The organism is Pseudomonas sp. BN515, from assembly GCF_029873155.1.
GTDB lineage: Bacteria > Pseudomonadota > Gammaproteobacteria > Pseudomonadales > Pseudomonadaceae > Metapseudomonas.
The window spans coordinates 157,334-170,896 of the sequence record NZ_SSOH01000011.1 but is presented as its reverse complement, the minus strand read 5'-3'; the positions used below and the strand labels follow the sequence as shown (position 1 = coordinate 170,896).

The following is a 13,563-nucleotide window of genomic DNA, read 5'->3' as shown; positions in this document are numbered from 1 at the left end:
ATCAGGAGCATTAGGGTGATTGGTGTTCAGCAAAGGGCGGTTCTGCTATTATCGCCGCCCATTGTTGAAAACAGTTCGCAACTTGCGCACAAGCGGCCAATGCCATGATCAGACAACGCACTCTCAAGAACATTATCCGTGCCACTGGCGTGGGGCTGCATTCCGGGGAAAAGGTCTACCTGACCCTCAAGCCCGCTCCTGTGGACACTGGCATAGTGTTCCGCCGTACCGACCTCGATCCCGTGGTGGATATTCCTGCACGCGCAGAGAATGTCGGTGAGACCACCATGTCGACCACACTGATCAACGGTGAGGTCAAGGTGGACACCGTGGAGCACCTGCTTTCGGCCATGGCAGGCCTGGGCATCGACAACGCCTACGTCGAACTCTCCGCGTCGGAAGTGCCGATCATGGACGGCAGCGCTGGTCCCTTCGTCTTCCTGATTCAATCCGCCGGCCTGCAGGAGCAGGACGCGCCGAAGAAGTTCATCCGCATTCTGCGCGAAGTGACTGTGGAGGAGGGCGACAAGCGCGCCACCTTCGTGCCCTTCGACGGTTTCAAGGTGAGCTTCGAGATCGATTTCGATCACCCGGTATTCCGCAATCGTACCCAGAGTGCGAGCGTGGATTTCTCCAGCACCTCGTTCGTCAAGGAGGTCAGCCGTGCGCGGACCTTCGGCTTCATGCGCGACATCGAGTTCCTGCGTTCCCAGAACCTGGCACTCGGCGGCAGCGTGGAGAACGCCATCGTGGTTGACGAGAACCAGGTGCTCAACGAAGACGGCCTGCGTTACGAGGACGAGTTCGTCAAGCACAAGATTCTCGATGCGATCGGTGACCTCTATCTGCTCGGCAACAGCCTGATCGGCGAATTCCGTGGCTTCAAGTCGGGCCACGCGCTGAACAACCGTTTGCTGCGCCAGCTCATCGAGCAGAAGGACGCCTGGGAAGTGGTGACCTTCGAGGATGCCAGGACTGCACCTATCTCCTATATGCGACCGGTAGCAGCCGTTTAAGCAATACCCTCTTTCCTGACTTCAAAGGCCACCTTCGGGTGGCCTTTTTTTATCTCCAGGTTTTCGACCTGCTCAGTCCTGTGATTTGCCGTGGCGCGCCAGGCGTTCCAGCGCTTCCTTCAGGCGCGGATCGCTGACGGTTTCCGCCGTGGCTTGCAGGCTCTCCGCGGCGGTTGTTGACAGGCGGCCTTCAGTCACTGGGGCGCTGCTCGGGGTGAAACTCGGCTGGACCTTGAAAACGATCCGCTCCAGGCCGGCGAAGGCCTCGAATCCCTTCAACTGGCGCAGCAGGCGGGTCTGCTGGTAACGCAGCCGGGTCGCCCAATGACCATCGGTGACGATCAGCAGCAGTCGGCCTTCGCGCCAGGAGGCGACATGGCAGTGTTCGCGAGCGGCGGGCTGTAGCTGGCTGGCGAGCAGCTGCTGCAGCTGGTCGATGCGCTGGGCTTCGTTGAAAAGAGCCCGCAATGGCTTCTCCTCGCGCAATAGCGCGGCGGGGGAGCGGGCGGGTAGGGGACGAAACGCCATGATGGGTGCTTGAATGAGGGCTTGTGCGCCCATATTAACAGAGGCAGTTCCTCGCCTCGGCTTGTGCGCGCAATTCGATCGCTCAGGCTGTCGGTTCCCCTGGGTCCATGTAGCGATTGGCCATGACCGGGAAGTGTGGACGCCGTCCTACGGCGACCGGGAAGTGCTCCCGCTTTCCTCAGCAAGGAATCCGGGTAGAATGCCCCCTTCGCAAGCAGCCATGGCGGCTGCGCGGGCGACTACAGGCCGCCCTCCATCTCAATGTGTGGAAGATCCTCTCTATATGTTTGCGCCATTGTTGAAGAAACTCTTTGGAAGCAAGAACGAACGCGAAGTGAAGCGCATGGCCAAGGCTGTGCAGGCTATCAACGCGTTCGAAGAGCAGATGGTGGCCCTGTCCGATGACCAGCTGCGTGCCAAGACCGAAGAGTTCAAGGCGCGCCTGGCCAAGGGCGAGACCCTCGACCAGTTGTTGCCGGAAGCCTTCGCCGTGGCGCGTGAGGCCGGCAAGCGCGTCATGGGCATGCGCCACTTCGACGTCCAGCTCATCGGTGGCATGACCCTGCACGAGGGCAAGATTGCCGAGATGCGTACCGGTGAGGGCAAGACCCTGGTAGGTACCCTGGCGGTCTACCTGAACGCGCTGTCCGGCAAGGGCGTGCACGTGGTTACCGTGAACGACTACCTCGCCCGCCGCGACGCCAACTGGATGCGTCCGCTGTATGAATTCCTCGGCTTGTCCGTCGGCATCGTCACCCCCTTCCAGCCGCCGGAAGAGAAGCGCGCCGCCTACGCTTCCGACATCACCTACGGCACCAACAACGAGTTCGGCTTCGACTACCTGCGCGACAACATGGCATTCAGCCTGGACGACAAGTTCCAGCGCGAGCTGAACTTCTCCGTGATCGACGAAGTGGACTCCATCCTCATCGACGAAGCGCGTACCCCGCTGATCATCTCCGGCCAGGCCGAAGACAGCTCCAAGCTCTACATCCAGATCAACAAGCTGATCCCGCGCCTGAAGCAGCACATCGAAGAGGTTGAGGGGCAGGTCACCCAGGAAGGCCATTACTCGGTCGACGAGAAGACCCGTCAGGTCGAGCTCAACGAGATGGGCCACCAGTTCATCGAGGAAATGCTCACCGAGGCAGGCCTGCTGGCCGAGGGCGAGAGCCTCTATTCGGCGCATAACCTCAGCCTGCTGACCCATGTCTACGCTGCGCTGCGCGCCCATACCCTGTTCCACCGCAACATCGAATACATCGTGCAGAACGACCAGGTGCTGCTGATCGACGAGCACACCGGCCGTACCATGCCCGGTCGCCGCCTGTCCGAAGGCCTGCACCAGGCCATCGAAGCCAAGGAAAACCTGCCGATCCAGGCAGAGAGCCAGACCCTGGCTTCCACCACCTTCCAGAACTACTTCCGCCTCTACAAGAAGCTGTCCGGCATGACCGGTACCGCCGATACCGAGGCCTTCGAGTTCCGCCAGATCTACGGCCTGGACGTGGTAGTCATCCCGACTCACCGTCCGGTTGCTCGAAAGGATTTCAACGACCTGGTCTACCTGACCCAGGAAGAGAAGTTCGGCGCCATCATCACCGACATCAAGGAATGCCAGGCCAGCGGCCGTCCGGTGCTGGTGGGTACCGCCTCGATCGAGAGCTCCGAGTACGTTTCCCAACTGCTGGGCAAGGCGGGCATCGAGCACAAGGTACTCAACGCCAAGTACCACGAGAAAGAAGCCGAGATCATCGCCCAGGCCGGTCGTCCGGGTGCCGTGACCATCGCCACCAACATGGCTGGTCGTGGTACCGACATCCTCCTCGGCGGCAACTGGGAAGCCGAAGTGGCGGCCCTGGAAGCTCCGACCGACGAGCAGGTCGCGCAGATCAAGGCCGAGTGGCAGAAGCGTCACCAGCAGGTGATCGAGTCCGGCGGCCTGCATGTGGTCGCTTCCGAGCGTCACGAATCCCGCCGTATCGACAACCAGCTGCGTGGCCGTGCCGGTCGCCAGGGTGACCCGGGTTCCAGCCGCTTCTACCTGTCGCTGGAAGACAACCTGATGCGCATCTTCGCCTCCGACCGGGTGAAGAACTTCATGAAGGCCCTGGGCATGCAGTCCGGCGAGGCCATCGAGCACCGCATGGTGACCAACGCCATCGAGAAGGCGCAACGCAAGGTCGAAGGTCGCAACTTCGACATCCGCAAGCAGCTCCTCGAATACGACGACGTGGCCAACGAACAGCGCAAGGTGATCTACCACATGCGCAACAGCCTGCTGGCCGCAGAGCACATCGGCGACACCATCAGCGAGTTCCGCGAAGAGGTGCTGAACAGCACCATCGACGCCCATATTCCGCCGCAGTCGATGCCTGAGCAGTGGGACGTCAGCGGTCTGGAAGCCGCCCTGTACAGCGATTTCGGCCTGAAGCTGCCGGTGCAGCAGTGGCTCGACGAAGACGACAAGCTCTACGAAGAGACCCTGCGCGAGAAGATCCTGACGCAGCTGCTCGCCGCCTACAACGAGAAGGAAGACCTCGCCGGCGCCGAAGCCCTGCGTGCCTTCGAGAAGCAGATGCTGCTGCGCGTGCTGGACGACCTGTGGAAGGATCACCTGTCCACCATGGATCACCTGCGTCACGGTATTCACCTGCGCGGCTACGCCCAGAAGAACCCGAAGCAGGAGTACAAGCGCGAGTCCTTCACCCTGTTCCAGGACCTGCTCGACTCCATCAAGCGCGACACCATCCGTGTCCTCTCCCACGTCCAGGTCCGCCGCGAAGACCCGGTCGAGGAAGAAGCCCGACTGCGCCGCGAGGCCGAGGAAATGGCCCGTCGCATGCAGTTCGAGCATGCCGCCGCGCCGAGCCTCGATGAGCCGGAAGTGAGCGAAGAGCAGGGCGATGTGGCTGTCGCCACCGCGGCCGCTCCGGTACGCACCGAGCCCAAGGTTGGCCGTAACGAGCCGTGCCCCTGTGGCTCCGGCAAGAAATACAAGCACTGCCACGGTCAAATCAACTAAGGCTCTGCTGTAATTCCAACGCCGCGACCGGCCCTGCCGCTCGCGGCGTTTTTCCTGATATCCCTGGCCGTCTGCGCCGTCCGCAGCCGGTCGCCTGCTGACAAAGGAGCGCTTCCTATGGCTGTTGGTCTTGGCCCTCTGCCTACCCTGCACCCGGTTCCCGGTTTCGAACTCGGCATCGCCTCTGCCGGCATCAAGCGCCCTGGGCGCAAGGATGTGGTCGTGATGCGCTGTGCCGAAGGCTCCACCATCGCCGGCGTGACCACCACCAATGCCTTCTGCGCTGCCCCGGTGCTGATCACCCGTGAGCGCCTGCAGGGCGAAGTACGCTACCTGCTGACCAACACCGGCAATGCCAACGCCGGCACCGGTCCGGACGGCCTGGTCCGCGCGCGCCGTTCCTGCGCCAGGCTGGCTGAACTGGCTGGCGTGAGCGAAGACGCCGTGCTGCCGTTCTCCACCGGCGTGATCGGCGAGCCGCTTCCGGTCGAGAAGATCGAAGCCGCACTGCCGGCGGCACTGGCTGACCTCAGGGTGGATAACTGGGCCCAGGCTGCCGAAGGCATCATGACCACCGACACCCAGCCCAAGGGTGCCTGCCGCCAGTTCGAGCACGACGGCGTGACCGTCACCATCACCGGCATCAGCAAGGGTGCCGGCATGATCCGCCCGAACATGGCCACCATGCTCGGCTACATCGCCACTGACGCGAAGGTGGCTGGTGACGTGCTCCAGGCACTGGTGCGCGATGCCGCGAACAAGTCCTTCAACCGCATCACTATCGATGGTGACACCTCCACCAACGACTGCTGCATGCTGATCGCCACCGGCCAGGCCGCCCTGCCGGAAATCACCGCTGCCAGCGGTGAGTTGTTCGCCAAGCTCAAGCAGGCCGTGTTCGACGTCTTCATGGAAATCGCCCAGGCCATCGTGCGCGACGGCGAAGGTGCGACCAAGTTCGTCACGGTGCAGGTCAATGGCGGTGGCAACCACCAGGAATGCCTGGACGTGGCCTACGCCGTAGCCCACTCGCCGCTGATCAAGACCGCGCTGTTCGCCTCCGACCCCAACTGGGGCCGCATCCTGGCTGCCGTGGGCTACGCCGGTGTGCCGAACCTGGACGTGAGCAAGATCGACGTGTTCCTCGGCGAAGTCTGCATCGCCAGCCAGGGTGGCCGCGCCTCCACCTACACCGAAGCGCAGGGCGCTGCGGTGATGGCTCGCGAAGAGATCACCATCCGCATCGAACTGGGCCGTGGTGACTGCAGCGAAACCATCTGGACCACCGACCTGTCCCACGAATACGTGAAGATCAACGCCGAGTACCGCACCTGAGAACCGGCCCACGATCAGCTGCGCGTCGGAATAACTGCGTTGGGAATGGCTTCGGGCTTGCTCATTTACAGCTCGTAAACTCCGCGCCCTCAGCCATTCCCGCCTTGTTCTTCTGTAGTTCGCAAGATCGTGAACGGGTTCAGTAGTGCAGCGGCATTCCCGATTTTCATCCCCCGATGAAAATCGGGAATTTGCCATGGGCGCAGGCAGCTTCCATGATCCAGCGACACCCAAGGGAACTGGAAAAAGGAGGAAGGCATGTCCCTGAAACTGGTAATTGGCAACAAGAACTACTCGTCCTGGTCGTTGCGCGCGTGGCTGGCCATGGAGCTGACCGGCTCACCCTACGACGAGGTCCGCATTCCGCTCTACCAGGCCGATAGCCACAAGCGCCTGCTCGGCTACTCGCCCACCGCCAAGGTGCCTGTGTTGCAGTCCGAAGACGGCACCGTCTGGGATTCCCTCGCCATCGCCGAATACCTCGCCGAGCGCTTCCCCGAGGCGCACCTCTGGCCCTTTGGCCAAGCGGCCCGCGCCATGGCCCGTTCGGTATGCGCTGAAATGCACAGTGGCTTCGTGCCGCTGCGTAGCCATATGCCGATGGACATGAAGCGCAACCAGGCGCTCGCCGAGGTGCCGGACGAGGTTGCGGAAGACATTCGCCGCATCTGTGCCATCTGGGCCGAGTGCCGTGCGCGCTTCGGCCAGGATGGCCCCTATCTGTTCGGCCATGCCAGCATCGCCGACGCCTTCTACGCGCCGGTGGCCAGCCGCCTGCGCAGCTACGCCGTGGAGCTGCCGGCAGACGCCGCGGCCTACGTCGACACCATTTACCGGTGGCCTGCCTTCCAGCGCTGGTACCAGGCCGCCTTGCAGGAAACGGAGATCATCGAATGAAACGAGTGCATGTGGCAGCCGCGGTGATCCGCGGCGCCGACGGCCGGGTGCTGATCGCCAGGCGCCCGGACGACAAGCACCAGGGCGGCCTCTGGGAGTTTCCCGGGGGCAAGGTGGAGGAGGGCGAGGCCGTGCAGGTTGCGCTTTCCCGAGAACTGGAGGAGGAACTGGGCATCCGTGTCAGCGCTGCCCGTCCGCTGATCCAGGTGCACCACGACTACCCGGACAAGCATGTGCTGCTGGATGTCTGGGAAGTCAGCGCTTTCACCGGCGAACCCCATGGCGCCGAGGGCCAGCCGCTGGCCTGGGCCTCACCGCGTGAGTTGGGGGATTACGAATTCCCGGCGGCCAACAAGCCGATCGTGGCAGCGGCGCGTCTGCCCGACCGCTATCTGATCACGCCTGACGACATTGAACCTCAGGCGCTGCTGGCCGGCCTCAAGGCCGCCCTGGCCAAGGGCGTGCGCCTGGTGCAATTGCGTGCGCCGCGCATGTTCGACGCCCAGTACCGCGACCTGGCGGTCGACGTGCAGGGTCTCTGTGCCGGCAAGGCGCAACTGATGCTCAAGGGCCCGCTGGAATGGCTGGGCGACTTCCCCGCAGCTGGTTGGCACCTGACCGCCGAGCAATTGCGCAAGTACGCCCCCAACGGCCGTCCGTTCCCGCGAGAGCGCTGGCTGGCGGCTTCGTGCCACAGCATCGAGGAGTTGCAGCTGGCGGCGGCCATGGAAGTGGATTTCGTCACCCTCTCGCCGGTGCAGGCCACCCAGACCCATCCCGAAGCCCAGCCCCTGGGATGGGAGCGTGCCGAGGAGCTGCTTCGCGGCTTCAATCAGCCGGTCTATCTGCTGGGCGGCGTTGGCCCTGATGACCTGGAGCAGGCCTGGAAGGTCGGTGCCCAGGGTGTGGCGGGGATACGGGCGTTCTGGCCCGAATGATCGACGGCGCAGGCCTTTGGCTTGCAGTGCGATTGGTATGGCTATGAATGCGTTGAGCGTTCCTGGAAGGTGCTGAGCCAGGTTGCTTACCGGGTTTTGCGGATGTTTCTGGTTTCGCCTTCCCAGGCGAGTCCCTTTTGCAAACGCCCAAAAGGAACCAAAACGCTTGCCCCTGCATCCGGGTTTGGCTTCGCCAAACTCCCCTCGCTCTATCGTTGCGCCGGGGGCACGGCGAGAGGGGCCATCCATGGCCCCACACGCCTCTCGCGGCATCCATGCCGCTCGTCCCCTCTGCAACGATTCCGCTCGGCCTCCTGACGGGGCGCAGTCGCTGCCCCACCTCAGACGCTCAGGTTCAGGCCCGTGTGGGCTTCAGGATGACTTGTGCCTCGCCGGCGCGAGTCACCCCTCGCCCTCTGGGAGAGGGGCGGGGGGTGAGGGTTATGTCAGGCTGGCGTGGAGTCCTGGAGGTTCTGTGCTAGAGCGTTCCATTTCGATCAGCAACAGCTAACGCAGAGATAGCCATTGGTATCGCCCCTGCAGAGCTAGCGTCAGGCGATCACTCTTTCTTCGCAGCCTGCCACAACACCTCATCCACCCCCTGTCGCCGGGCGATCAGGCGGGCGGCGACGAAGAGCAGGTCGGAGAGGCGGTTGAGGTAGGCCAGCAGTTCCTCGCGCAAGGGCTCTTCGCCGTTCAGGGTCTGGGCGCGGCGTTCGGCGCTGCGGGCGAAGCTGCGGCAGATGTGGGCCAGGGCCACCAGGCGGGAGCCGCCGGGGAGGATGAAGTTCTTCAGCGGCCCGAGCTCTTCGTTCCACAGGTCGATGGCGGCTTCCAGCCGCTCGATCTCCTGCATGTCCACCACCTGGTATTCCGGCATCGCCAGTTCGCCGCCAAGGTCGAAGAGGCGGTGCTGACATGGCGTCAGTACGCCAATCACCTCATCCAGGCCCGGGCAGCTCTGCGCGCTTTCGGCCAGCTCCGCCAGCAGCAGGCCGAGCTGGCTGTTCAGGGTGTCCACCTCGCCAATCGCCTCGATGCGTGGGTGGTCCTTGGATACGCGCCGGCCGCTGGACAGGCCGGTCTCGCCCTTGTCTCCGGTGCGCGTGTAGATCCTGGAAAGGCGATTACCCATATCAAGCTCCGACTTCGGTGGCGCTGGAAGTCAGCGGCAGGCGCAGGGTGAAGCAGGTGCCCTGGCCGGGCTTGGACTGCACTTCCATCTGGCCCTTGTGATTGTTGGTGATGATGAAATACGAGACCGATAACCCCAGGCCCGTGCCCTGGCCCACCTCCTTGGTGGTGAAGAAGGGCTCGAAGATGCGTTTGCGCACGTTCTCGGGAATGCCCACGCCTGTGTCTTCCACCTGAATTTCCGCCCAGGGCGGACTCAGGCGGGTACGTAGCGTGATGCGGCCTTCCTCGTCGTCCTCGCGTTGGTGGATGGCTTGGGCCGCGTTCTTCAGGAGGTTGAGCAGCACCTGCTCCAGCTCGTTGGCGGTGCCGGGTACCGGCCCCAGTTCGGCGTCGAACTCTCGGACGATCTGCAGGCCCTTGAAGTCGAAGCCTTCGGTCAGGTCGAAGTCATTGCTGGCGATCTCCAGCGCCTGGTCGATCAGCACCGGCAACTGGCAGGGCGCCAGCTGGCGATTGCTGCGCCGGCTGAAGGCGAGCATGTGGCTCACGATCTTGGCCGCGCGGGCCCCTGCCTGGTGGATATCGTCCAGCAGCTTGGGCACCTCGCGGGCATCCAGATAGCGGTTGATGGATTCCAGGCTGATGCCGTTGATGGCGGCCTGTTCCTGGTTGCGGTCCAGCTCCGGGGAGATGCGCCGACGGATGTTCTGCACGTTATGCAGGATGGCGCCTAGGGGGTTGTTGATCTCGTGGGCCATGCCGGCGGCCAGGCCGCCTACCGAGAGCATTTTCTCCGACTGCACCATCAACTCTTCCATGGACAGGCGCTGGGTGATGTCGTCGATGCGGATCACCACGCCGCGCCCGGTGCCGCCCATCAACGGGTAGAAGGTCAGGGCATAGTGGTGGACGTTCTCGCCTACCAGCCAACTCACCCGCTCCACCTTCTCCACCTTGTGCTTCTCAGCGGTCAGGCGGATCTGCGGGAGGAACGGCTTGAGTGAGGGGAAGGCCAGGAAGACCGGCTGGTTCAGCGCATCGTCCATGGAGGTGCCGGAAAGCGCGCTGGCCTCCTGGTTCCATTGGGTGACGTAGAGCTGCTCGTCCAGCGCGATGAGCGCCGAGGGCATGGAGTCGATGATGCTGTTGAGGTAGTTCTGGAAGCCGGTGAGTTTCTTCTCGATCTTGCTGCGCACCTGCACTTCCAGCTCCAGCTTGCGGTTGGAGTGGCGGGTTTCCTCGGCCAGTTCGTGGGCTTGGTCGAAGGCGGCCTGGGCGTCGTCGCGGGCGCGCTTGAGTTGCTGTTCGCGGGCTTCGATGCGGCTGAGCATGGTGTTGAACGCATCGGCGAGGTTGCCGATTTCGTCGCGGTTGCCACGGGGCGCGCGCAGCGAGTAGTTCTCTTCCCGGGTCACCTGGCGCGAGAGTTCCTCCAGGCGGCGGATGGGACGGGTGACCATGCGCCGGATCTGCCGTGCCACCAGCAGCCAGAGCAGCACGCTACAGGCGAGGATCGCCAGGCTCGCGGTCAGGGTGCCGGTATAGAACACACTGGGCAGCTCGCTGGAGGCCACCAGCAGCAGATGGCCGGCGGGCTTGCCGGGGATGGGCAGCTCGGCGAGGTGACTGGTGCGGAACTCCCGCAGGCGCCAACTGGAAATGTCGCTGGCCTTCAACGGCAGGTCGAGTTGTTCGCCACGCTGCAACTGGGCCAGCAACCGGCCATCGGTGTCGTACAGTGCAGCAGCGCGCAGCGGCGTGTAGCCGTTCAGGCGCTGCAGCATCTCCTTGGCATTTTCTTCCGAAGACAACGCCTCGGGCCCGACGGCCGAGGTGGCGAAGAGCCGGCCAAGGGTTTCCAGGCCCTGGGGGGCCACGCTTTCCTGGGAGATCCAGTAGGCGGCGCTGATGAAGGCCAGGTTGGCGATGAGCAGGACGGTAGCGAGCAGAACCAGCAGGGCGGCGAGCAGTTTGCGGCCGACCGAGAGGTTTTCGAGGCGCTGACGCAGGCTGGTCAAGGGGGGTGATATCCGCAGCTGGGCAGAAACGCAGGTTAGCGCGGGGTCAGGTGACGGGCAATCCGCGCTGTTCCAGATAGGCCCTGAGGCGGGTATGCAGGCTTTCCAGATGCGGCAGCTTGAGCCGATGGCGCGCGGCGGTGGCACAGGCGTGGCCGAGCAGGTAGCTGATCTCGGTGCGGCGGCCGTTGGCGACATCCTGGTACATGGACGAGTAGTTCGCTGCGGTGGCCTGGATCACTCGCAGCACTTCCTCATGCAGCCCTTCGGCCGCATCCGGCTGCCCGCAATGCTGGAGCAGTTCGGCCAGTTCCGCGCAGAGCACGCTGACCTCGGCCGGGTGATTGGCCAGGCCACCGTTGCGGCAGTCGTGCAGCACGGTGAGGGGGTTGATGGCGCAGTTCAGTGCCAGCTTGCGCCACAGGCGGGAGAGGATGTCTGGCGTCCAGCCATGGGGAATGCCGGCCCGTTCCAGGTCCGCGAGCCAGTCCGGCGCGGCAGGCTGCAGCGGGTCGCCGAGCCAGGTGAAGCCATGGCCGGCGAAGACCACGCGGAAGTCCGCTTCGCGAAAGGCACCTTCGGTACTGGAGGCGAGCACGCAGCGAGCGTGTGGCAAGCGCAGGGAAACGGCGTCCTGGCTGCCCAGGCCGTTCTGCAGCAGGATCAGTTCGGCGCCAGGGGCCAGGTAGGGCAGCAGGGGCTGGACCGCCGCTTCCGCGTCATAGGCCTTGCAGGCCACCAGCAGCCGGCTGATGGGGCCGGCAGTGCTGGGCAGCACCGCAGGGATGGCGTACTGGCGGGCTTGGCCCTGTTCCATCAGGGTCAGCCCACCGGCTGCTTCGTAAGCCTTGAGGCGGGCGCGATCACGCAGGATCAGCCGTACCGGCAGATCCGCGCGCGCCAGGCGAGCGGCCCAGAGACTGCCCAGGCTACCGGCGCCGAGGATGTGCCAGGTCATGGTTGGGGCAGGCGCAGCGCGGTGACGCGGCCGCTGGCGTAGGCTTCGGGCAGCATGGCGCTGGCCTTGTCCAGCAGCTCCTCGACGTCCAGGGGCAGGGCCTTGGTGTCCAGGCCCACGAGGGCGATGCCGGCCTTGAGGGTGATGAAACCTTCGCTGGTCTTGAAGGCCTTGAGGTTCAGCCCTTCGTGCAGGCGGCGGAAGCTGCTCGGCGAGCATTCGTGGAGGTCGTCGAGCAGCGTGATCAGGCCGAAGTGGCTGTCATCCACGCGTGTCAGCACGTCCAGCGGGCGCACCAGTTGCTGCAGGCGCCGCGCGACCCCGTGCAGCAGCTCGTTGTAGAAGGTTTCTCCGTACTGCTGGCGCAGTTGCGGCGCGTCCAGCAGGCCGATCAGCAGGTAGCACAGCGCGCCGCCACGGGACTCCACCTGGCGCAGGCTGTCGGCGAGCTTCTGTCGCAGGTAGCGCGGGTTGCCGAGGCCGGTCAGGGAGTCCACCAGGTTGCGCTGTTCCAGGCTGGCGATGTTCTGGGTGAGCAGGCGGTTTTCCTGCAGCAGGCGCTGCAAGGTGTTGCACAGACGGTCGGCGGCGTAGACGCGAGGAACCAGTTGCTCGCTCATGGCCGCCTTACTGATGAAGTCGTCCACGCCCCGGTCGAAAGCCTCGCCCAGGACGTTTTCACCCTCCTTGCCGGTGAGCAGGATGATGTAGCTGTAGTGGTCGGTCATCTCATCCAGCTGGCGGACCCGCGCGGTCAGTTCCAGGCCGTCGATTTCGGGCATCAGCCAGTCGGCGAGGATGACGTTGGCAGGCTTGTCTTCCAGCAGCTTGAGGGCTTCGCTGGCGCTGCTGGCGAATCGCAGATCCTGGTAACCGGCCTGGCTCAGGGCTCGGCCGATCATGGCGCTGGAGAATTTGGCATCGTCCACCACCAGGATACTGAGATAGGGGTTGGGCATTTGGCAGGCTCGCAAGGAGGGTGGAATAGCAGAGTATGGCGTTATGATATCAAGCCTTATCCAGGTTGCCTTGTCGCCCCACCGTTCTGCCGGTTTCGGACTGCTGGGGGCGGCCCCCGGAAGACGGCTTGTCGCTCGGTTATAATGGGTCCGCATTTTTTACCGTCAAGCCAGGCGCGTTCATATCCGTGATGCAGATCGCGCCGTCTATCTGGAGGAATCCCATGCCCTCGTTCGACGTGGTGTCCGAACTGGACAAACACGAAGTCACCAACGCTGTCGACAACGCCATGAAGGAGCTCGATCGCCGCTACGACCTGCGCGGCAAGGGCAGCTTCGAGTTCAAGGAACTGACCGTCACCCTGACCGCAGACGCCGATTTCCAGCTGGAACAGATGCTGGAAATCCTCAGGATGGCCCTGGTCAAGCGCAAGATCGATGTCCAGTGCCTGGAGATCAAGGATTCCTACGCGTCCGGCAAGGTCGTGAAGCAGGAAGCCGTGCTGCGCGAAGGTATCGACAAGGAACTGGCGAAAAAGATCGTCGCCCACATCAAGGAAAGCAAGCTCAAGGTCCAGGCCGCCATCCAGGGCGAACAGGTACGGGTGACCGGCAAGAAGCGTGACGACCTCCAGGAAGCCATCGCTGCCCTGCGTGCCAAGGAATTCGGCATGCCCCTGCAGTTCAACAACTTCCGCGACTGAGCGGAACCTTCGCGACCGATCAGCGTCGCAGAACTGGAACCTTTTGAA

The 13,563-nt window shown here is 63.8% G+C and carries 11 protein-coding genes; 6 read left to right on the top strand and 5 right to left on the bottom strand.

What is annotated here, in order from left to right:
- Positions 1–104: 104 nt before the first annotated feature.
- Positions 105–1,016, top strand: coding sequence for a UDP-3-O-acyl-N-acetylglucosamine deacetylase (lpxC, locus tag E8E91_RS02010; protein ID WP_028628442.1), 912 nt, complete (start codon positions 105–107; stop codon positions 1,014–1,016).
- Between the two features lie 72 nt (positions 1,017–1,088).
- Here the strand turns inward: lpxC and E8E91_RS02005 are convergent, their stop codons facing one another.
- On the bottom strand, positions 1,089–1,544 hold the full coding sequence (locus tag E8E91_RS02005; protein ID WP_280374391.1) for a DUF721 domain-containing protein: 456 nt from the start codon (positions 1,542–1,544) through the stop codon (positions 1,089–1,091).
- Positions 1,545–1,827: 283 nt separating this feature from the next.
- On the opposite strand from E8E91_RS02005, the gene secA reads away from it, so the two are divergent.
- The 4 genes from secA (at position 1,828) to E8E91_RS01985 (ending at position 7,739) form a co-directional block, all read left to right on the top strand.
- Positions 1,828–4,569 (top strand): preprotein translocase subunit SecA, encoded by a 2,742-nt coding sequence (gene secA / locus E8E91_RS02000; RefSeq protein ID WP_280374390.1) that lies wholly within the window; start codon positions 1,828–1,830, stop codon positions 4,567–4,569.
- A gap of 117 nt (positions 4,570–4,686) precedes the next feature.
- Positions 4,687–5,904, top strand: coding sequence for a bifunctional glutamate N-acetyltransferase/amino-acid acetyltransferase ArgJ (argJ, locus tag E8E91_RS01995; protein WP_280374389.1), 1,218 nt, complete (start codon positions 4,687–4,689; stop codon positions 5,902–5,904).
- Positions 5,905–6,162: 258 nt separating this feature from the next.
- Positions 6,163–6,801 (top strand): glutathione S-transferase family protein, encoded by a 639-nt coding sequence (locus tag E8E91_RS01990; RefSeq protein ID WP_280374388.1) that lies wholly within the window; start codon positions 6,163–6,165, stop codon positions 6,799–6,801.
- The gene (locus E8E91_RS01985) at positions 6,798–7,739 is read left to right on the top strand and encodes a Nudix family hydrolase (protein WP_280374387.1); all 942 of its coding nucleotides are present in this window, start codon (positions 6,798–6,800) and stop codon (positions 7,737–7,739) included. Before E8E91_RS01990 ends, E8E91_RS01985 begins: the two co-directional genes overlap by 4 nt.
- 559 nt (positions 7,740–8,298) lie before the next feature.
- On the opposite strand, the gene E8E91_RS01980 is transcribed toward E8E91_RS01985, so the two are convergent.
- From E8E91_RS01980 to E8E91_RS01965, 4 genes are read right to left on the bottom strand one after another with little or no spacing between them, the layout of a single operon-like run.
- The gene (locus E8E91_RS01980) at positions 8,299–8,874 is read right to left on the bottom strand and encodes a cob(I)yrinic acid a,c-diamide adenosyltransferase (RefSeq protein WP_280374386.1); all 576 of its coding nucleotides are present in this window, start codon (positions 8,872–8,874) and stop codon (positions 8,299–8,301) included.
- A gap of 1 nt (position 8,875) precedes the next feature.
- Positions 8,876–10,894, bottom strand: a complete 2,019-nt coding sequence (locus E8E91_RS01975; protein ID WP_280374385.1) for an ATP-binding protein — start codon at positions 10,892–10,894, stop codon at positions 8,876–8,878.
- Positions 10,895–10,940: 46 nt separating this feature from the next.
- Entirely contained in the window at positions 10,941–11,852 is a 912-nt protein-coding gene (locus tag E8E91_RS01970) for a putative 2-dehydropantoate 2-reductase (protein ID WP_280374384.1), read from the bottom strand.
- A complete protein-coding gene (locus E8E91_RS01965; protein ID WP_280374383.1) occupies positions 11,849–12,811 on the bottom strand; it encodes a response regulator in 963 nt (320 codons plus the stop codon). Before E8E91_RS01965 ends, E8E91_RS01970 begins: the two co-directional genes overlap by 4 nt.
- Before the next feature lie 224 nt (positions 12,812–13,035).
- Between E8E91_RS01965 and E8E91_RS01960 the strand changes: the two genes are divergently transcribed.
- Positions 13,036–13,515: a YajQ family cyclic di-GMP-binding protein gene (locus E8E91_RS01960; RefSeq protein ID WP_151132006.1), complete on the top strand. Its 480-nt coding sequence runs from the start codon at positions 13,036–13,038 to the stop codon at positions 13,513–13,515.
- The last annotated feature ends 48 nt before the right edge of the window (positions 13,516–13,563 follow it).

What these genes read in the sequence shown, in the direction of transcription:
- E8E91_RS01985 (WP_280374387.1), top strand. Translation starts at nt 6,798, where the DNA reads ATGAAACGAGTGCATGTGGCAGCCGCGGTGATCCGCGGCGCCGACGGC.
- E8E91_RS01990 (WP_280374388.1), top strand. Translation starts at nt 6,163, where the DNA reads ATGTCCCTGAAACTGGTAATTGGCAACAAGAACTACTCGTCCTGGTCG.
- lpxC (WP_028628442.1), top strand. Translation starts at nt 105, where the DNA reads ATGATCAGACAACGCACTCTCAAGAACATTATCCGTGCCACTGGCGTG.
- secA (WP_280374390.1), top strand. Translation starts at nt 1,828, where the DNA reads ATGTTTGCGCCATTGTTGAAGAAACTCTTTGGAAGCAAGAACGAACGC.
- E8E91_RS01965 (WP_280374383.1), bottom strand. Translation starts at nt 12,811, where the DNA reads ATGCCCAACCCCTATCTCAGTATCCTGGTGGTGGACGATGCCAAATTC.
- E8E91_RS01980 (WP_280374386.1), bottom strand. Translation starts at nt 8,874, where the DNA reads ATGGGTAATCGCCTTTCCAGGATCTACACGCGCACCGGAGACAAGGGC.
- argJ (WP_280374389.1), top strand. Translation starts at nt 4,687, where the DNA reads ATGGCTGTTGGTCTTGGCCCTCTGCCTACCCTGCACCCGGTTCCCGGT.
- E8E91_RS01960 (WP_151132006.1), top strand. Translation starts at nt 13,036, where the DNA reads ATGCCCTCGTTCGACGTGGTGTCCGAACTGGACAAACACGAAGTCACC.
- E8E91_RS02005 (WP_280374391.1), bottom strand. Translation starts at nt 1,544, where the DNA reads ATGGCGTTTCGTCCCCTACCCGCCCGCTCCCCCGCCGCGCTATTGCGC.
- E8E91_RS01970 (WP_280374384.1), bottom strand. Translation starts at nt 11,852, where the DNA reads ATGACCTGGCACATCCTCGGCGCCGGTAGCCTGGGCAGTCTCTGGGCC.